General features: G+C 69.4%; 17 protein-coding genes. 10 read left to right on the top strand and 7 right to left on the bottom strand.

Features of this window, described 5'->3' with window-relative positions:
• Positions 1–52 precede the first annotated feature (52 nt).
• Positions 53–847: an IclR family transcriptional regulator gene (locus tag AB0M59_RS05180; RefSeq protein ID WP_364608933.1), complete on the top strand. Its 795-nt coding sequence runs from the start codon at positions 53–55 to the stop codon at positions 845–847.
• Between the two features lie 69 nt (positions 848–916).
• On the opposite strand, the gene AB0M59_RS05175 is transcribed toward AB0M59_RS05180, so the two are convergent.
• From AB0M59_RS05175 to AB0M59_RS05155, 5 genes are read right to left on the bottom strand one after another with little or no spacing between them, the layout of a single operon-like run.
• Positions 917–1,702 carry an ABC transporter ATP-binding protein gene (locus AB0M59_RS05175; protein WP_364608929.1) on the bottom strand — a complete coding sequence of 262 codons (786 nt, stop codon included), beginning with the start codon at positions 1,700–1,702 and terminating at the stop codon, positions 917–919.
• A complete protein-coding gene (locus tag AB0M59_RS05170) occupies positions 1,699–2,469 on the bottom strand; it encodes an ABC transporter ATP-binding protein (RefSeq protein WP_364608926.1) in 771 nt (256 codons plus the stop codon). Before AB0M59_RS05170 ends, AB0M59_RS05175 begins: the two co-directional genes overlap by 4 nt.
• Positions 2,469–3,500, bottom strand: a complete 1,032-nt coding sequence (locus AB0M59_RS05165) for a branched-chain amino acid ABC transporter permease (RefSeq protein WP_364608923.1) — start codon at positions 3,498–3,500, stop codon at positions 2,469–2,471. Before AB0M59_RS05165 ends, AB0M59_RS05170 begins: the two co-directional genes overlap by 1 nt.
• Positions 3,497–4,375 (bottom strand): branched-chain amino acid ABC transporter permease, encoded by an 879-nt coding sequence (locus tag AB0M59_RS05160; protein ID WP_364608920.1) that lies wholly within the window; start codon positions 4,373–4,375, stop codon positions 3,497–3,499. Before AB0M59_RS05160 ends, AB0M59_RS05165 begins: the two co-directional genes overlap by 4 nt.
• 5 nt (positions 4,376–4,380) lie before the next feature.
• The gene (locus AB0M59_RS05155; protein WP_364608917.1) at positions 4,381–5,538 is read right to left on the bottom strand and encodes an ABC transporter substrate-binding protein; all 1,158 of its coding nucleotides are present in this window, start codon (positions 5,536–5,538) and stop codon (positions 4,381–4,383) included.
• A 277-nt stretch (positions 5,539–5,815) separates the two neighbouring features.
• On the opposite strand from AB0M59_RS05155, the gene AB0M59_RS05150 reads away from it, so the two are divergent.
• The 7 genes from AB0M59_RS05150 to AB0M59_RS05120 are packed head-to-tail and all read left to right on the top strand — an operon-like array spanning position 5,816 to position 11,190.
• Complete coding sequence (locus tag AB0M59_RS05150; RefSeq protein ID WP_364608913.1) at positions 5,816–7,237, top strand: Rieske 2Fe-2S domain-containing protein; 1,422 nt, start codon at positions 5,816–5,818, stop codon at positions 7,235–7,237.
• Positions 7,234–7,893 carry a 3-phenylpropionate/cinnamic acid dioxygenase subunit beta gene (locus tag AB0M59_RS05145; protein WP_364608910.1) on the top strand — a complete coding sequence of 220 codons (660 nt, stop codon included), beginning with the start codon at positions 7,234–7,236 and terminating at the stop codon, positions 7,891–7,893. The genes AB0M59_RS05150 and AB0M59_RS05145 overlap by 4 nt, the downstream gene beginning before the upstream one ends.
• A gap of 8 nt (positions 7,894–7,901) precedes the next feature.
• Complete coding sequence (locus AB0M59_RS05140; RefSeq protein WP_364608907.1) at positions 7,902–8,213, top strand: hypothetical protein; 312 nt, start codon at positions 7,902–7,904, stop codon at positions 8,211–8,213.
• Positions 8,210–8,995, top strand: coding sequence for a 3-(cis-5,6-dihydroxycyclohexa-1,3-dien-1-yl)propanoate dehydrogenase (gene hcaB, locus AB0M59_RS05135; protein WP_364608904.1), 786 nt, complete (start codon positions 8,210–8,212; stop codon positions 8,993–8,995). Before AB0M59_RS05140 ends, hcaB begins: the two co-directional genes overlap by 4 nt.
• 13 nt (positions 8,996–9,008) lie before the next feature.
• Complete coding sequence (locus AB0M59_RS05130; RefSeq protein WP_364608901.1) at positions 9,009–9,218, top strand: ferredoxin; 210 nt, start codon at positions 9,009–9,011, stop codon at positions 9,216–9,218.
• Complete coding sequence (locus tag AB0M59_RS05125; RefSeq protein ID WP_364608898.1) at positions 9,215–10,456, top strand: FAD-dependent oxidoreductase; 1,242 nt, start codon at positions 9,215–9,217, stop codon at positions 10,454–10,456. Before AB0M59_RS05130 ends, AB0M59_RS05125 begins: the two co-directional genes overlap by 4 nt.
• Entirely contained in the window at positions 10,453–11,190 is a 738-nt protein-coding gene (locus AB0M59_RS05120; protein ID WP_364608895.1) for a class II aldolase/adducin family protein, read from the top strand. The genes AB0M59_RS05125 and AB0M59_RS05120 overlap by 4 nt, the downstream gene beginning before the upstream one ends.
• Positions 11,191–11,389: 199 nt before the next feature.
• Here AB0M59_RS05120 and AB0M59_RS05115 read toward each other — a convergent pair whose 3' ends face one another.
• Positions 11,390–11,995 (bottom strand): nuclear transport factor 2 family protein, encoded by a 606-nt coding sequence (locus AB0M59_RS05115; RefSeq protein ID WP_364608892.1) that lies wholly within the window; start codon positions 11,993–11,995, stop codon positions 11,390–11,392.
• The gene (locus AB0M59_RS05110; protein ID WP_364608889.1) at positions 11,992–13,251 is read right to left on the bottom strand and encodes an FAD-dependent monooxygenase; all 1,260 of its coding nucleotides are present in this window, start codon (positions 13,249–13,251) and stop codon (positions 11,992–11,994) included. Before AB0M59_RS05110 ends, AB0M59_RS05115 begins: the two co-directional genes overlap by 4 nt.
• 129 nt (positions 13,252–13,380) lie before the next feature.
• Here AB0M59_RS05110 and AB0M59_RS05105 point away from each other — a divergent pair, with 129 nt between their 5' ends.
• Together AB0M59_RS05105 and AB0M59_RS05100 are read left to right on the top strand one after the other, a co-directional pair.
• A complete protein-coding gene (locus AB0M59_RS05105; RefSeq protein WP_364608886.1) occupies positions 13,381–14,208 on the top strand; it encodes an IclR family transcriptional regulator in 828 nt (275 codons plus the stop codon).
• A 100-nt stretch (positions 14,209–14,308) separates the two neighbouring features.
• On the top strand, positions 14,309–15,292 hold the full coding sequence (locus AB0M59_RS05100; RefSeq protein WP_364608883.1) for a TAXI family TRAP transporter solute-binding subunit: 984 nt from the start codon (positions 14,309–14,311) through the stop codon (positions 15,290–15,292).
• Positions 15,293–15,350 lie beyond the last annotated feature (58 nt).

The raw sequence follows: 15,350 nt of genomic DNA, 5'->3' as shown, positions 1-15,350 counted from the left end.
GGAACCTCTGTAACTGGTCCCGACTTCAGCCAGGAGCAGGTACTCTTCTGCTATGAAGAAAACCGCGTCCGCCCCCCGGTCAGGCACTGCCGCTCCGCCGCAATACCCGATCGAGTCGGTCGACAACGCGCTGCGGATCCTGCTTCTGCTGGGCGAGCGCAGTGAGCTGCGGCTGACCGAAGTTTCGGAGTACCTCGGCGTGGCGTCCTCCACCGCGCACCGCCTGCTGGCGATGCTCCAGTATCGCGGGTTCGTCCGGCAGGAGGCGCGGTCCAAGGCCTATCGCCCCGGTACGGCCCTGACCGGGGTGGCGTACGCCATCCTGCAGCGTTTCGACGTGCGAGAGACGCTCCGGCCCTTCCTGGAGCGATTGCACGCCGAGCTGGGGGAGACGGTGCACCTGGGAATTCTCGACGGCTCCACGGTTCGGTTCATCGACGCGATGGAAAGCCCCAAGGCGGTGCGGGTGGGTTCTCGGCTGGGCCAGTCCATGGCGGCGAACTGCACGTCGACCGGCAAGGCCATGCTGGCCGAACTGTCCACGGAGGACGTCCGGCGGATGTATCCGGTCGAGGAGCTCGAGGGGCTGACGAGCAATTCCATCCGTTCCCGGACCGAGCTCGAACTGGAGCTGGAGGCGATCCGGCGCCGGGGTTACGCGACCAGCAACGAGGAAAGCGAGGAGTCGGTGTCCTCGGTCGCGGTGGCGTTCCCGGTGGGCACGTCCCCGGTGAGCTTGGCGATCAATGTGTCGGTTCCCGTCATCCGCATGAACCGGACCGATGTGCGCCGGATGGGCGAGTTGCTGCGCCGGACCGTCGAAGAGGCCGCGGTTTTCGTGCACTGACTCCTGGATCGAACCAGCTGCTTTGTTCGCGCGCCAGGGCCGGCGCCTCGGTCGCCGAGGGCTCGTCCGTCAGCGGAAGAGCCTGTCCAACCCGGCCGGCAGCCGCCGCTCCGGACGATCCGGCAGTGCCTCGTCCTCGGCACTCGCGTTGCCGAGGTAGTGGCGTGAGACGTCCTCGTCGGCGAGCAGCGCGGCCGCGGTGTCCAGCCGGGTCAGCCGTCCGTTTTCGAGCACGGCTCCCTGATCGGCCACCTGAAGGGCGGCGGCGGCGTTCTGCTCGGCGAGCAGGATCGCCACGCCGTCGGCCGCCAGGCCGGAGACCGTCCGCAGGATCTGTGTGACCAGCATCGGCGCCAGGCCCAGGGACGGTTCGTCGAGCAGGAGCACCTCGGGCTCGCGCACGAGTGCACGCCCGATGGCGAGCATCTGCTGCTGACCGCCGGACAGCAGGCCCGCCTTGCGATCGGTGAACTCCCGCAGGATCGGGAACAGCTCGTACACCCGGTCGGTCCGAGCGGCCTCGGCGGTCCCCGTCAAGTCGAGCCCGTGCAGGCCGACCCGGAGGTTGTCCGCCACGCTGAGGTCGGCGAACAGTTGCCGCCCGGCCGGCACCAGGCACAGCCTCCGATGGGCCACCACGTGGGCCGGCAAGCCCGTGATTTCGCCGTCGTGCAGCTTGATCCGGCCGCGGTCGGGCCGGTGCAGACCGGCGATGCAGTGCAGGAGCGTCGTCTTGCCGGCTCCGTTGGCACCGACCAGGGCGAGGACCTGACCGGCCTCCACGTCGAGGGAGACGTCGCGCAGGGCGCGGGTCGCGCCGTGGCTTGCGTGCAGTCCGGTGACGGTCAGGGTCATGCCTTCGCTCCCAGGTAGGCCTCGATGACGGCGGGGTTCTCGCGCACCGCCGCGGGTGTGCCGTCCGCGATCGCCTTGCCGGCGTCGAGGACCAGCACGGCGTGGCTGAGGCGCATGATCAGGTCGATGTTGTGCTCGATCACGACCAGCGAGATGCCGCCCGCGCACACCGCTCGCAGGACGTCGCACAGCTCGTTGGTTTCGGTGTCGTCGAGGCCTGCCGCAGGCTCGTCGAGCAGCAGCAGGCGTGGCCCACCGGACAAGCCTCGGGCGACTTCGACCAGGCGCTGCACCCCGGCCGGCAGGTCGGCGGCGTCCTGGTCGGCGAACCGTTCGAGCTCGAGGAACCGGAGGAGGTCGTCGGCTCGGGCGACCAGGGACCGCTCCTCCCGCCGGGTGCGCGGCAGGCGCAACCCCTCGGAGAGCAGGCGGGCGCGAGTGAAGCGGTAGCCGCCGAGCATGACGTTCTCCCGTACGGTGAGACCGGGCACCAGCCGTGCGGACTGGAAGGTGCGCATCAGGCCGAGGGACGGCAGCTTGTGCGGAGCCAGGCCACTGATGGGACGTCCGGCGAACTCCACGGTCCCGGAATCAGGCTTGGTGAACCCGGTGATCAGGTCGAGCAGGGTCGTCTTGCCCGCGCCGTTGGGCCCGATGATCGACCGGACCGAGTTCGGGGAGACGGTGAAACTGACCTCGTCCACGGCTCGCAGCCCGCCGAAACTCCGGCCGAGCCCGTGGACGGACAGGAGGGGCGTTTCGTTCATCAGTGGGAATCCCTTCGTCGCGCCGCGTTGCGGAGGTATGCGGTGAACGTTCCCCAGATGCCTCGCGGCAGGTAGGTCATCACGACGATCAGGAGGAGGCCGGCGACGAGGGGCTCCCATAGTGCGAAGCTCTGTCCGGCGATGGGCAGTCCCTGGATGATCAGCGCGCCGAGAAGAGGCCCGACGAGAGTGCGTGCCCCGCCGAGGGCGAGCATGATGACGATGCTGAAGGCCACGGTCACGCTGAGCACCTCGGGTGACATGAAGCGCAGGTAGAAGGCGTACATGCTGCCGCCGAGCGAAGCCAGGACGGCGGAGACCACGAAGGCCATCGTCTTGTAGCGCGCGGTGTTGATGCCCAGCATGGACGCGGCACCCGGATCGTGGCCGATCGCGGTGAGCACACGTCCGGTCTGCGAGCGTTTGACGTTGGCCATGAAGGCCGCCGCCAGGATCCCGGCCACGAGCAGGACGAAGTAGTTGGCCCGGTCGCTGAAGACGGTGTAGCCGGCGAGCTGCAGGCTCGGAATCGCCACCATGCCCGAGGGGCCGCCCGTGAGGCCGGTCCATCCGGAGGCCAGCGACTGGGTCGCCACCGCGAGGCCCAGGGTGGCCAGCGCGAAGTAGTACCCGCGCAGCCGCAGGAACAGCCTTCCCAAGACGAAGGCGACGGCACCCGACAGTGCGGCGGCCGCGATCGCGGAGACCGTGGTCGGCCAGTGCCAGGACAGTGTGAGCGCGCCGGCGCCGTAGCCGCCGATCGCCATGAACAACGTCTGGCCCAAGGAGACCTGTCCCGCGTGTCCCATGAGGAGGGTCAGGCCGAGCGATACGAGGAAGAAGATGGCGGCGACCACGAGCAGCCCGGTGATGCCGGGTACCAGGAAGGGGAGCACGACCGCCACGGCGAGGGCGATCGTAGCCGTGACGGTCCGTCGGCCGTCGCCCGTCGGGTTACGTTCACGGCGCGGGAGGAACCGCCCGGTGCCGGTGGCCGGGCTGACCGATTCGTCGGCGGGGGAGAGTGTCATCGGCGCACCTCGCTCGTCCGGCCGAGCAGGCCGGTGGGGCGGAATATCAACAACACGATCAGGGCGGTCATCGCGGCGACCTGGGCGAGGTCACCGCTGGTGTAACGGCTGAAGACGCCCTGGAGGAGACCGAGGACGAGGCCGGCGAGCACCGCGCCCGCGGTGCTGCCCAGCCCTCCGGCCACAGCCGCGATGAACCCGGTGACCGCGTACGACGTCACCGTGGTGAACTGCAGGAACGTCACCGGGATGACCGCGGTGCCGGCGAGCGCCGCCATCGCTCCGCAGAGCGTGAAGGCGACCAGGCGGGTGCGGCCGACGTGGATTCCCTGCAGGGCCGCGGCCGACGGGTTGGCGGCGGTCGCGCGCATGGTCAGCCCGAAGCGCGTGCGGTGCAACAGGTACCACAGGCCCGCGACGGCGAGGAGCAAGGCACCGATGATCCAGAAGTACTGCGGGACGATGCGGACTCCGCCGATCGTCACGGCCGCGCCGGAGGTGAAGGGCTGCATCGTGTAGGGCAGGTTTCCCCAGACGAGCAGGACGAATCCGCCGATCGCCTGCAGCAGGCCGACGGTGATCAGGAGCATCCGGTCGTTGGTCGCCCGGTGGGCGGCGGGAACCATGACGATCCGGTCGACCGCGGCGAGGACCGCGGCGAACAGCACCACGACGATGGGCACGATTGCCAGCGGTGGTAGGCCGAGGAACTGTTGCAGGGACACCGCGGTGAGTGCTGACAGGACGACGAAGCCGCCCTGTGCGAGGTTGATGATCCGGCTGATCGAGTACACGACAGACATGCCCAGTGCGATGAGGGCGTAGACGCATCCGTCCACGAGACCGCCGAGGACCACCTGGATGAATCCGGTCACGATGGTTACCTCCCGACGTAGGTGAAGGAGTCGCGTGACGCCCGCACGATGGCGATGTCGTCCTTGGTGAGCCCGCGATGATCCTGGGGACTGAAGGAGTAGGTGCCGACCACCCCGATGACACCTCGCAGGTTCTGCAGGACCTGCTTGGCCCGGTGCGGATCGCCCTGTGCCTCGCCGAGTGCTTGGGCGGTGAGGGTGACCGCGTCGAAGGCGACCCCGGGTCCGAAGTCCGGCTGGGTACCGTAGCGGGCCTGGAACTGGTCGTGATAGTCCTGTTCCAGTTGCCGGGCCTCGGGGCCGCGTGGGGAATGTTCCCACCAGAAGTCCTGGGTAGCCGGGATGAGCAGCGTCTCCGGGAGGTAGTCCTTGACTCGCCGGAGGAAGTTGTAGGTGAGGTTGCCGTCGGTGGTGGCGGTGGGCAGGTGCAGCCCCATCTCCCGGGCACCCTTGAACGCGACGGCGGCCGCGGCCCCCGTGCTCCACACGACAAGCGCCTGCGGCTGCGCGGAGGAGACGGCCTGCAGCTGGGAGGTGACGGACACGGCGTCGGCGCCGTACGAAGCCGCCGAAACCACCTGGACCCCGACCACACCCGCCGCGTGCTTCGTGGACAGTGCACCGTCCACGCCGCTGGCGTCGGTCGTGCTGATCAGGCCGATCCGCGTGATTCCCCGGCTCTTCCAGTACTCCAGAAGCCTCTCGGCGAGGTCCTCCGTGGACGCGCTGGCGGACCACTGCCAGCCGTCCGCCGCCGGTTTCACACCGGGGGACAGGCAGTAGTCGACGAGCTGGGCGCTCGCGGCGAGGGGGATGACTGCCCGGCAGGGGCCGGACAGTGACGGGCCGACGATCGCGTCGACCTTGCCGATCATGCGGCGCGCCGCCAGCACCGCCTGGGCCGGATTGCTCTGATCGTCCGCCGTGACCAGGCGCACCGGATGCCCGTTGATCCCGGCCCGGGAGTTCAGCCGGTCCACGGCGAGCTGTGCTCCTTGCAGTTCGCCCACGCCCAGCTGACTACCCGAGCCGGTCTGGCTCACGATGACGCCGATGGTGTAGGAGCCGTCGTCCTTGGCCGCGTCCGCGGCCGAACAAGCGGTGGACAGCAACGCCACCGCGGCGAGGCCGCTCACTCCCGCGGCCCAGCGGTGAAACCTCACAGTGCACCCCGCTTCCTCATCGAAGACCTGCTGCCGCTACCGCTGTGGGAGCCGGGCGCGCGCCGTGACTGTGTTGGAACGATCCGCACTGATCGTCTCCTCCGGACGTCCTGTAACTCTTCTGTCTGGCAGAGAAGGTATCTGCTTGCCGGGATAGTAAGTGGCCTATCTGACGTTGTCCAGAAGCGCAGTCGCTTGACACGGCGCTCCGACATGAGTCAGCCTTATCTGCATACGAGATGTACATTCTGCATAGCAGAGAAAGCGCGGGTCGCTGATGACCGATCAAGACCTCTTGCTGGCGGACGTGCGACGGGGGATGGTCCCCGCGCACATCTACAACGACGAGGAGATCTTCCGGCTCGAGCAGGAGCGCCTGTTCAGCCGTGCCTGGGTGTTCGTCGGTCACGAGTCCGAGATCCCTCAGGCGGGGGACTACGTCGTGCGCCGGGTCCTCGACGACTCCTTCATCATCTCCCGCGGTGAAGACGGCCAGGTCCGGGCCATGTTCAACATGTGCCTGCACCGCGGCATGCAGGTCTGCCGGGCCGAGATGGGCAACGCGTCGCACTTCCGCTGCCCCTACCACGGCTGGTCCTACCGCAACGACGGGCGCATCGTGGGTCTTCCGTTCCACAAGGACGCCTACGGCGGGGAGGCCGGCTTCCGGCGCAAGGGGCAGACGCTGCTACCGGCTCCCGCGCTCGATACCTACAACGGCCTGATCTTCGTCAGCCTCGATCCCGACGTCGTCCCGTTGCGCGAGTACCTCGGCGATTTCGCGTTCTTCCTGGACTACTACACCAAGCAGTCGGCCGGAGGGATCGAGCTGCGCGGTCCCCAGCGCTGGCGGATCAAGGCCAACTGGAAGATCGGCGCGGAGAACTTCGCCGGCGACATGTACCACACACCCCAGACCCACTCTTCCGTTGTCGAGATCGGGCTCTTCCGCGAGCCCAAGGCGGAGAAGCGCAAGGACGGCTGCACCTACTGGGCCGGCAACGGCGGCGGAACCACTTACAAGCTGCCGCCCGGCACGCTCGAGGAGAAGCTGCGCTATGTCGGCTATCCCGACGTGATGATCGAGAAGATGAAGACGGTCTGGTCGCCCGAGCAACTCGACGTGATCGGCCGGGACGGCTTCATGATCTCCGCTGCGTCGGTTTTCCCGAACATGAGCTTCGTGCACAACTGGCCGCGGGTCGGGGACTCCGACGACGTGCTGCCCTTCATCTCGATCCGGACCTGGCAGCCGGTCGGCGCCGACGAAACCGAGGTCCTGTCCTGGTTCGCGGTCGACGCGGAGGCGCCGGAGGAATTCAAGGCGTTGTCCTACAAGGCCTATCTCATGTGCTTCGGCTCGACCGGCATGTTCGAGCAGGACGACGTGGAGAACTGGGTGTCGCTGACGAACACCGCGGCCGGCGCCATGGCGCGCAGGCTGCTGCTCAACAGCCGGATGGGCATCCTCGAGGACGGCACCGAGGTGGTGCCCGCGCTGACCCCCGACCAGTTCGCCGGGCCGGGTGAGGCTCACGTCGGGTACGGCGAGTACAACCAGCGGCACCTGCTCAACCGGTGGGCCGACTATCTGGAGCGCCCGGCGGCCAAGGCCGCGCAGGTCGAGGTGAGCGGGCTTCCCCGCGCCGCCGGGGCCGGTTCCGTGAACGGTTCGGACGGCAAGGCGGTGCACTCGTGACCGTGGACAGCAGCGACCGGCCCACCCAAGCCAAGGCCGAGCAGGAGAAGGCGGGCGTCCGCGCGACTGGCAATGGCGGCCCGTACTCGGCCGAATCCCGGCTCGGCGGCCACGCTCCCACCACCCAGCGGGTGGCGCGGAGCCTGCCGTTCTCCGACGAGCGGCATCTGCAGGCGCACCACTGGCTCGTCGAGGAGGCCTATCTGCTCGACGCCCAGCACTACGAGGATTGGCTCGGCCTGCTCACCGAAGACATCCACTACATCATGCCGGTGCGGGTGACGACGGCGATGAGTGCGGGCTACGACTCCGCCCCGAAGATGGCTCACTTCGACGAGAACAAGTACTCCCTGAGCCGCCGGGTCGCGCGCTTCCTGACTGAGCACGCGTGGACCGAGGACCCGCCGTCGCGGTTGCGGCACTACGTCGCCAACGTCCGCACGTTCGCGAGCGAGAAGCCGGACGAGATCGTTGTGGATTCCGCGGTGCTGCTCTATCGCAGCCGCGGCGACGTCCGGGAAGCCACCGTTTTGTCCGCCGGGCGTGAGGATCTGCTTCGCCGGACGCCGGACGGGACGGGCTGGCAGCTCGCGCGCCGGACGATCCTCGTCGACGACTCCGTTCTCCGCACCCAGAATCTGGCGATTTTCCTATGACAGAGCGGATGAACCTGAGCTGGGAGGGCGAAGAAGAGGATGCCCGTGCTGCCAGGCGCGCTGCCGAGGAACTGGACGAGCTACGCGCACGCCGGCAGGGCGAGGCGATCGCCCTCGGCAACGAGTTCGCCGAGATCCGGGTCGCCAGGGTCGAGACGCGCAACGGCTCACGGTTGCTGATCGAATCCCCGAAGTCGGGGCAGTGGGTCGCACTCTGCCCACTGGAACTCGAGGCGCTGACCTGGCAGAACACGGCGACGTTCTCGGCGATGATCGGCAATCCGTTCGGGCCGCTCGTGACCGTGGAGGAGGAAGGATGAGCGACTGGCTGGCGGGACGCCGGGCTCTGGTGATCGGCGCCGGGTCCGGCATCGGGCGCGCGGTCGTGGACGCCTTCCTCGCGGAGGGGGCCCAGGTCGCCGTGCTCGAACGGGACGAGCGCAAGTGCGCGAAGCTGTCCGAGGAACGGCCCGGCCTGCCCGTGGTTGTCGGCGATGCCACCACCCGGGAGGCCAACGAGGCGGCCGTGGCCGCCACGGTCGAGGCCTTCGGCGGCCTGGACGTGCTGGTGAACTGCGTGGGGGTCTTCGACTTCTACCAGGGCATCGGCGAGCTGCCGGCGGACCGCCTCGACGACGCGTTCGACGAGATCTTCCGGGTGAACGTCAAGAGCCACCTGCATTCGGTCAAGGCGGCGTTGCCGGAGCTGCGCCGGAACAAGGGGTCGGTCATCCTCACCGAGTCGACCTCGGCGTACTACCCGGGCCGGGGCGGAGTGCTGTACGTGGCAACCAAGTTCGCGGTGCGGGGGCTGGTCACCGCGATGGCCCACGAGCTCGCACCCGACGTGCGGGTCAACGGCGTCGCGCCCGGCGGAACTCTCAACACCGACCTGCGCGGTCTCGACAGCCTGGGCTTGAACACGAAGCGGCTGGACGACACGCCCGGACGGGAAGCCGAGCTGGCCGGCCGGGTGCCGCTCAAGGTCGCACTGTCCGGCGAGGACCACGCCTGGAGCTACGTGTTCCTCGCCGCCGAGCGGGCTCGCGGCATCACCGGAGGAGTGGTGCACCCCGACGGCGGGATCGGCGTAAAGGCATGAAGGGACGAATGACATGGCTGTCGTGAAAGCCGACCTGGCCGCGTGCCAGGGCTACGCGAACTGCGTGGTGGCCGCCGACGACACGTTCGACATCGACGACGACGGCATCGTGGTGCTGCTCAAGGGTCGGATTCCGGAGTCGGACCGGGCGCGGGTGGAAGAGGCCGCGCGCAGCTGTCCGGTCTCGGCGCTGGTGGTCGTCGACGACGGTGAAGCCGAATGAGCCGCCACCCGACCACCGTCATCGTTGGCGCCTCGATCGGTGCCGTGCGCACCGCCCAGGCGTTGCGCGCGGAAGGCTACGCCGGTGAGATCGTGCTCGTCGGCGGAGAGGCCGCGCTGCCATACGACAAACCGCCGTTGTCCAAGGCGTTTCTCGCCGGAACCGTGACGCACGCCGACATCACGCTGCTCGATGACACGACGGCGGCTGTCGCAGGGATCCAGCTAAGGCTCGGCCGGGCGGCGACCGGACTGGACCTCGCGGGCCGCTCGGTCGAACTGGCGGACGGTGCCCGGCTCGGCTTCGACGAGCTGGTGATCGCGACCGGCGCCCGTGCCCGGCCCTCTCCGTGGGGTGAGCGGCCCGGAGTGCACACGGTGCGGACAGCCGCCGACGCCGTGGCCCTGCGCGAGGACCTGGCGCGCGGCGGTCCGCTGGTCATCGTCGGTGCGGGCTTCATCGGTGCCGAGATCGCCGCGACCGCCACCGCGATGGGGACCGGCGAGGTGACGCTCGTCGACCCGGTGGCGGTGCCGCTCAGCCGGGTCCTCAATCCCGCCGTCGCCGAACGGTTCGGCCGGCTGCACACCGACCGTGGCGTCCGGACCAGGTTCGGGGTCGGGGTGACCGGCATCGAGGGCCGAGGCAGCGGGCTCCGCGTCGTCCTCGCCGACGGGACCGAGCTGCCCGCCGCCACGGTCGTCGTCGGCATCGGTTCGGTGCCCAACGACGAGTGGCTTCGCGGATCCGGTCTGACCATCGAGGACGGGGTGGTGTGCGACCGGTTCAGCCAGGCGGCCGAGCACGTCCACGCCGTCGGCGACGTCGCGCGCTGGTTCCACCCGCGGCATCGGCGGCTGGTCCGGGCCGAACACTGGACCAACGCCGTCGAGCAGGCGAACCAGGTCGCGCACCACATCGTCCACCCGGGCGACCCGCGTACGCACGAGCCGGTCGAGTATGTGTGGAGCGACCAGTACGACTGGAAGATCCAGTTGGCCGGCCGCACCGGGGGAGACCTCGGCCACGTCGTGGTTCCAGGTGCCGATCCCGAACGGACCTTCGCGGTCCTTTACGCCGACCCCGGGGGTGACTTCGCGGGCGCGGTCACCGTGAACTGGCCTCGGGCACTCATCACGTCGCGCAAGGCACTGACTGCCCGGGCCACCTTCGAGTCCGTCCGCGAAACCCTCACGGCGCAGGCCATGAGCGTGCCGATGAAGGGAGGAACGCGATGAGCGAGCTGGACGAGTTGCGGACGTTGGTGGCCGGAGCTTGCCGGGTGCTGGCTGCCCGGGGGCTCGCGGACGGGATCCTCGGTCACGTCAGCCTCCGGGTCGACGCGACCCGGCTCCTCATCCGCTGCCGGGGGCCGCGGGAACGCGGTCTCGGATACACCACGGACGAGGACATCCGCCTGGTCGATCTCGACGGCGCGCCGGGTGCACCCGGCGCGCTCGACGGCGGATACCGCCCACCCAACGAGCTGCCCCTGCACACCGAGGTGTTGCGTACCCGCGGGGATGTCCGGGCGGTCGTGCATGCGCATCCACCGGAGGTGGTCGCGGCGGATTTGGCCGGCGTCGCGATCCGGCCGGTCGTCGGAGCCTTCGACATCCCGGGTACCCGCTTGGCTGCCGGCGGGGTGCCGGTCTATCGGCGTGGGGTGCTGGTCAGCAATCGGGCGTTGGCCGCGGAGATGGTCGGCGCGATGGGCGACCGCCCGGTGGTCCTGCTTCGCGGCCATGGTCTCACGAGCGCAGCGGCTACCGTCGAACAGTCGGTGCTGCAGGCGATCAGTGTCGATCAGATCGCTCGGCTGTCCCTGCGGATCGTCTCCGCCGGCGGAACGCTCGACGATCTTCCCGCCGAGGACATGGCCGAACTACCCGACCTCGGCGCAGGCTTCACCACCGAAACCGCCTGGCGTCACGAGCTCGCCCGGATCCACGGAGTGGTGGCACCGCCATGAGGTCCGATTCCAGCGTGGCGGCAACTCTGCGAGTCGATGCGCCCCATCGCCGGATTGGCCTCATGCGCGCAGGGGAGTCACCTCGACCGGCGTGTGCATGACACGGTCGTGGCCGGCTTCGCGTGCCGCGCCGCGAAGGAGGTCGGTTCGGCCGGTATCTTCGACAGCTCGGACATCCGATCCCGCGGTTCGAGCCGGGTCACGCCGGCACCCCGGGACGCTCGGAGCCCGCCAGCCAGGCGGCGCCCTCCCCGTAGAGCCGGTCTACTGCCGGCCCGACGAGGCCCGGCAGGCCGAGTTTCACCGTGAACCCGGCCTTCGTCTGCACGTAGCCGAGATGGCGGTACCCGTCCGGGAACCGGGCGAGCAACTCAGGGTCGAGTTTGAGCGAGGCGGCGGGATCGACGATGTCGAGGCGATCCTTCTCGTAGATCGGCTGCCTGCGAACGATCGTCCACTCGCCGGAGTCGCGGGAGAGGAAGTCGTAGAAGCGGCCCGTGCACACCACGTCCACCAGTACGTCGTCGACTTCCGCGCGCTGACTGATCGTCATCTTGGTCTGGGCGATCGCCCGGTCGCCCGCCACGTCCGAGGTGTGCCCGCCCAGGAAATGCAGGATCCTGACGCCGTTCTCGAAGCCCCGTTCGCTGGCGGCGATGAAGTCGGCGGCAGGGCCCTGGAACCACGTGGCGCTCATCCATCCGTCCGGGTGCCAGGTGGTGGCGAACCGGTTCCAGTCGCCGGCGTCCCGCCACAGCGCCCAGTTCTCCACGACCTGCCTGATCTTGGACTGATCGGCGTTCATCTGTACCTCCTCGTTGTCATCGCCGGCCGCATGTTCGAACCGACGCTGGGGGAGACCGGAGTTGCGGTCTCGTTCGCTTCGGCGTCGTGGGCGTAGATCCAGCCGTTGGCGATCAGTGGGTCCTCGTCGGCCAAGGACGCGTCGCGGGCTTGTTGTTCTGGCCCGTCGGGCAGGTGGTTGAGGTGAGCTCGGGCGTGGCTGATCTTCTGTAGCCGGGTGGTGCGGTCGATCCGGAGTGATTCGTAGCGGCGCAGGGCGCGTTCGGGTACTCGCACGTCGTGGGCGAGGCAGCGGGCGAGGACCGCGGCGTCCTCGATGGACTGGGCGGCGCCCTGGGCGAAGAAGGGGAACATGGGGTGGGCGGCGTCGCCGAGGAGGGTGATGGGGCCGTGGCTCCAGTGTTGGAGTGGTTCGCGGTCGAGCAGTGCCCAACGGCCGGGGGTGCCGGCGCCGTGGATCAGTTCTCGTAGCCGGGGGTCCCAGCCGGTGAACTCGGCGAGGAACTCTTCCACGGTGGCGGTGGCGCTCCAGGACTCGGTCGTGTAGTCGCGGGCCGGGGCGAACGCAACGAGGTTGATCGCGGTTTCGCCGGCGACGGGGTAGTGCACGAGGTGGTGGTCGGGGCCGATCCACAGCGTCTGGGCGCGGCGGCGGGCGAACGCGGGTGCTCGGGCAGCCGGCACGAGGGCACGGAACGCGCAGATTCCCGAGTAGGTCGCCGGAGTCGGTTCGACGATCGCGCCGCGGACCGTCGAGTGCACGCCGTCGGCGCCGATCGCCACGTCGGCCTCGGTAGAGGTCCCGTCGGCGAAGGCCAGCACGGCGGTGTCGCCGCGCATCGTGACGGAGGTGCAGCGTTTACCCAGGTGGAGCGCGTCCGGGGGGACGGTGGAGGCGATCGCGGTGAGGAGGTGGGCACGGTGGACGGCGTAGGTGCGTTCGCCGTAGAGCCGCTCGCAGGAGCCGGCCAGGTTCTCCGCGGACAGGACGCGCCCGTCTTCCCAACGGCGGAACTCCCACCCGATGTCGAGCGGGACTGCGTGCTCGTCGAGCCGCTCCATCGCGCCCAACCGACGCAGCAGCCGCACCGCGTTGGGTGCGAGGACGAGCCCGGCGCCGACTTCCGTGAGACGCGGGGCTTGTTCGTGGATGGTGCTGGGTAGTCCGGCGCGCTGGAGGAAGGCGGCCGCGGCGAGGCCGCCGATGCCGCCGCCGATGATGGCGATGCGGGGAGTGCCGGCAGACGATGCGACCATGGCGGCGATTGTTCGAGGGCCGGTTCGGTGACGGAAGCGTGGCGTTCATTGAATGAACGATCGCGGGTGCGGGTGTTCATTGAACGGCTATAACATGTGTCGTGCGGTACAGCGGACAGGACCGGAGCCATGCCACCGACCAGTGAGCCGGGGCGCAGCGTCAGCTCCCGGCTCCTGCAGGTCCTGTTCACGTTCCAGCCGGGGCATACCCGGTTCACGCTGGCGGGGCTGGCCCGGCGGACGGGGTTGCCCCAGGCCACGGTCCGCCGGCTGGCCTTCGAGCTCGTGGCCGCCGGCGCACTCGACCGGGCTCCCGACGGGACCTTCACCGTGGGAACCCGGCTGTGGCAGCTGGGGACGCTGGCGCCGCTGACGGAGCCGCTGCGGACGGTGGCTCTGCCGTTCATGGAGGACCTCTACACCGCCCTGCAACAGCACGTGCAGCTCGCTGTCCTCGAGGGACACGAAGGGGTCATCGTGGAACGGCTCTCCACGCCGAGCGCGGTCGGCCTGACGTCCGGGGTGGGCGGCGGACTGCCCCTGCACTGCACGGCAGTCGGCAAGGTGCTGCTCGCCCACGGCGATGCCGCTCTGTTCGATGCACTGGTCGAGCGCGGGTTCGCGCGGTTCACGCCGCGGACGGTCACCGACCCCGCTCAGCTGCGCCACGAACTCGCCGATTGCCGCCGAACGGGGACCGCGATCGTGCGTGAGGAGCTGACGCCGGGCGCGGACTCGGTCGCGACCCGGATCATGGACGGCGAGGGCCGGGTCGTCGCCGCGCTGTCGGTCGTCGTGCGAGCCGGGTCGGTGCAGCCCACCGCGGTCACTCCGTCGGTCGTCACCAGCGGCCTCGGGATCTCCCGCCGGTTGGGATGGACCCCGAACGTCGGCGCCCGCGTCGGCGGCGGTAGTCGTCCATTCAATGGCGACCGGGGTTCCGTCACGACGAGGTGAGACCGACCCTTCCCTCACGTCCCGACTCCACGTGAGGTCACCGATGTCGTTCGCCTCCGCCAGACCAGCGCCCCACCGAACCAGTCCTGAGCAGGCCGCCATGGCCGAGCCCTTCATCGACCGGAAGATCACGCTGCACTTCCAGGGCGACTGGGGCCTGGCGAACTTCCACCGCGTCTGCGGATGGCTGTGCCAGGAGATCCGGGCCCGTTCCGCGCCTGGCTCTCGATTCGCCATCTGGTCCGGAAGCGGCGGCGCGGATGCCGTCCACGCGGTCCTCGCGCACGACGTCGACGTCGCCGTCATGACCCCGACCGCCGCGCTCGGCGGACTCGGCGCCGGCGTGGGACCACTTGCTGACGTCCCGGGTGTCGACCAGCTCCGTGCTCTCGGCACGGTGCCCCAGCGCGACCGGCTGGTCACCTGCGTGGATGCGGCGCTCGGTGTGTCGCGGATGAGTGATCTCGCCGAGCTGATGCCGTCGCTGCGCATCGCGACCAGCCCCGACAACGGCATCAACCTGATCGGCCGGGCCGCCCACCGCCAGTTGAGCGTTCTGGGCGTGACCCCGGAGCGGCTGCGGGAGGCGGGTGGCACCTTCCTCTACGCAGAGCGGCCGCATCCGTCGATCGACGCCCTCCGGGACGGCGCGGCCAACGTCCTGATCCACGAGGCGATCATGGTGCCGAACTGGCAGCGCATCACCGAGCGGCGAGAGGTCACCTACCTCGATGTCGATCCCGCGGTGGCCGAGGCGTTCGCGGACTGGCACTGGCCCACGGCCACCGTGCCGAACGGCTACCTGCCCACGCTCGACCACGACCTCACCGCGCTCGAGTTCGCCGACTTCCCGCTCGTGTGCCGGGCCGACCTGCCCGACGACGTCGCGTCCATGATCGCCTGGTGCATGGTGGCCACCCGCTCGGTGATCGAGGGCCAGTACCGCCACCTTCCCCCCGAACGCAGCCAGATCACCTATCCCCTCGAGCCGAAGGCGATCGCCACGACACCCATTCCGCTGCATCCCGCGGCGGAAGCCACCTACGTCGCACTCGACGAAGACAGTCGCGCCGTCGTCCCCTGAACCGGACAGCGCACTTTTACTAATCCGACCAAAAGTAGGCCGACCCCCGAGTGGCACG

It is taken from the genome of Amycolatopsis sp. NPDC051371, from assembly GCF_040682155.1.
Classification (GTDB): domain Bacteria; phylum Actinomycetota; class Actinomycetes; order Mycobacteriales; family Pseudonocardiaceae; genus Amycolatopsis.
Note: the sequence above shows the minus strand (reverse complement) of the source record. Positions and strands in the feature narration are given on the sequence as shown.

Excerpts from the sequence above, each read along its gene's own strand:
- AB0M59_RS05180 (WP_364608933.1), top strand. The coding sequence starts at position 53 with ATGAAGAAAACCGCGTCCGCCCCCCGGTCAGGCACTGCCGCTCCGCCG.
- AB0M59_RS05175 (WP_364608929.1), bottom strand. The coding sequence starts at position 1,702 with ATGACCCTGACCGTCACCGGACTGCACGCAAGCCACGGCGCGACCCGC.
- AB0M59_RS05170 (WP_364608926.1), bottom strand. The coding sequence starts at position 2,469 with ATGAACGAAACGCCCCTCCTGTCCGTCCACGGGCTCGGCCGGAGTTTC.
- AB0M59_RS05165 (WP_364608923.1), bottom strand. The coding sequence starts at position 3,500 with ATGACACTCTCCCCCGCCGACGAATCGGTCAGCCCGGCCACCGGCACC.
- AB0M59_RS05150 (WP_364608913.1), top strand. The coding sequence starts at position 5,816 with ATGACCGATCAAGACCTCTTGCTGGCGGACGTGCGACGGGGGATGGTC.
- AB0M59_RS05140 (WP_364608907.1), top strand. The coding sequence starts at position 7,902 with ATGAACCTGAGCTGGGAGGGCGAAGAAGAGGATGCCCGTGCTGCCAGG.
- hcaB (WP_364608904.1), top strand. The coding sequence starts at position 8,210 with ATGAGCGACTGGCTGGCGGGACGCCGGGCTCTGGTGATCGGCGCCGGG.
- AB0M59_RS05130 (WP_364608901.1), top strand. The coding sequence starts at position 9,009 with ATGGCTGTCGTGAAAGCCGACCTGGCCGCGTGCCAGGGCTACGCGAAC.
- AB0M59_RS05125 (WP_364608898.1), top strand. The coding sequence starts at position 9,215 with ATGAGCCGCCACCCGACCACCGTCATCGTTGGCGCCTCGATCGGTGCC.
- AB0M59_RS05120 (WP_364608895.1), top strand. The coding sequence starts at position 10,453 with ATGAGCGAGCTGGACGAGTTGCGGACGTTGGTGGCCGGAGCTTGCCGG.
- AB0M59_RS05115 (WP_364608892.1), bottom strand. The coding sequence starts at position 11,995 with ATGAACGCCGATCAGTCCAAGATCAGGCAGGTCGTGGAGAACTGGGCG.
- AB0M59_RS05110 (WP_364608889.1), bottom strand. The coding sequence starts at position 13,251 with ATGGTCGCATCGTCTGCCGGCACTCCCCGCATCGCCATCATCGGCGGC.
- AB0M59_RS05105 (WP_364608886.1), top strand. The coding sequence starts at position 13,381 with ATGCCACCGACCAGTGAGCCGGGGCGCAGCGTCAGCTCCCGGCTCCTG.
- AB0M59_RS05100 (WP_364608883.1), top strand. The coding sequence starts at position 14,309 with ATGGCCGAGCCCTTCATCGACCGGAAGATCACGCTGCACTTCCAGGGC.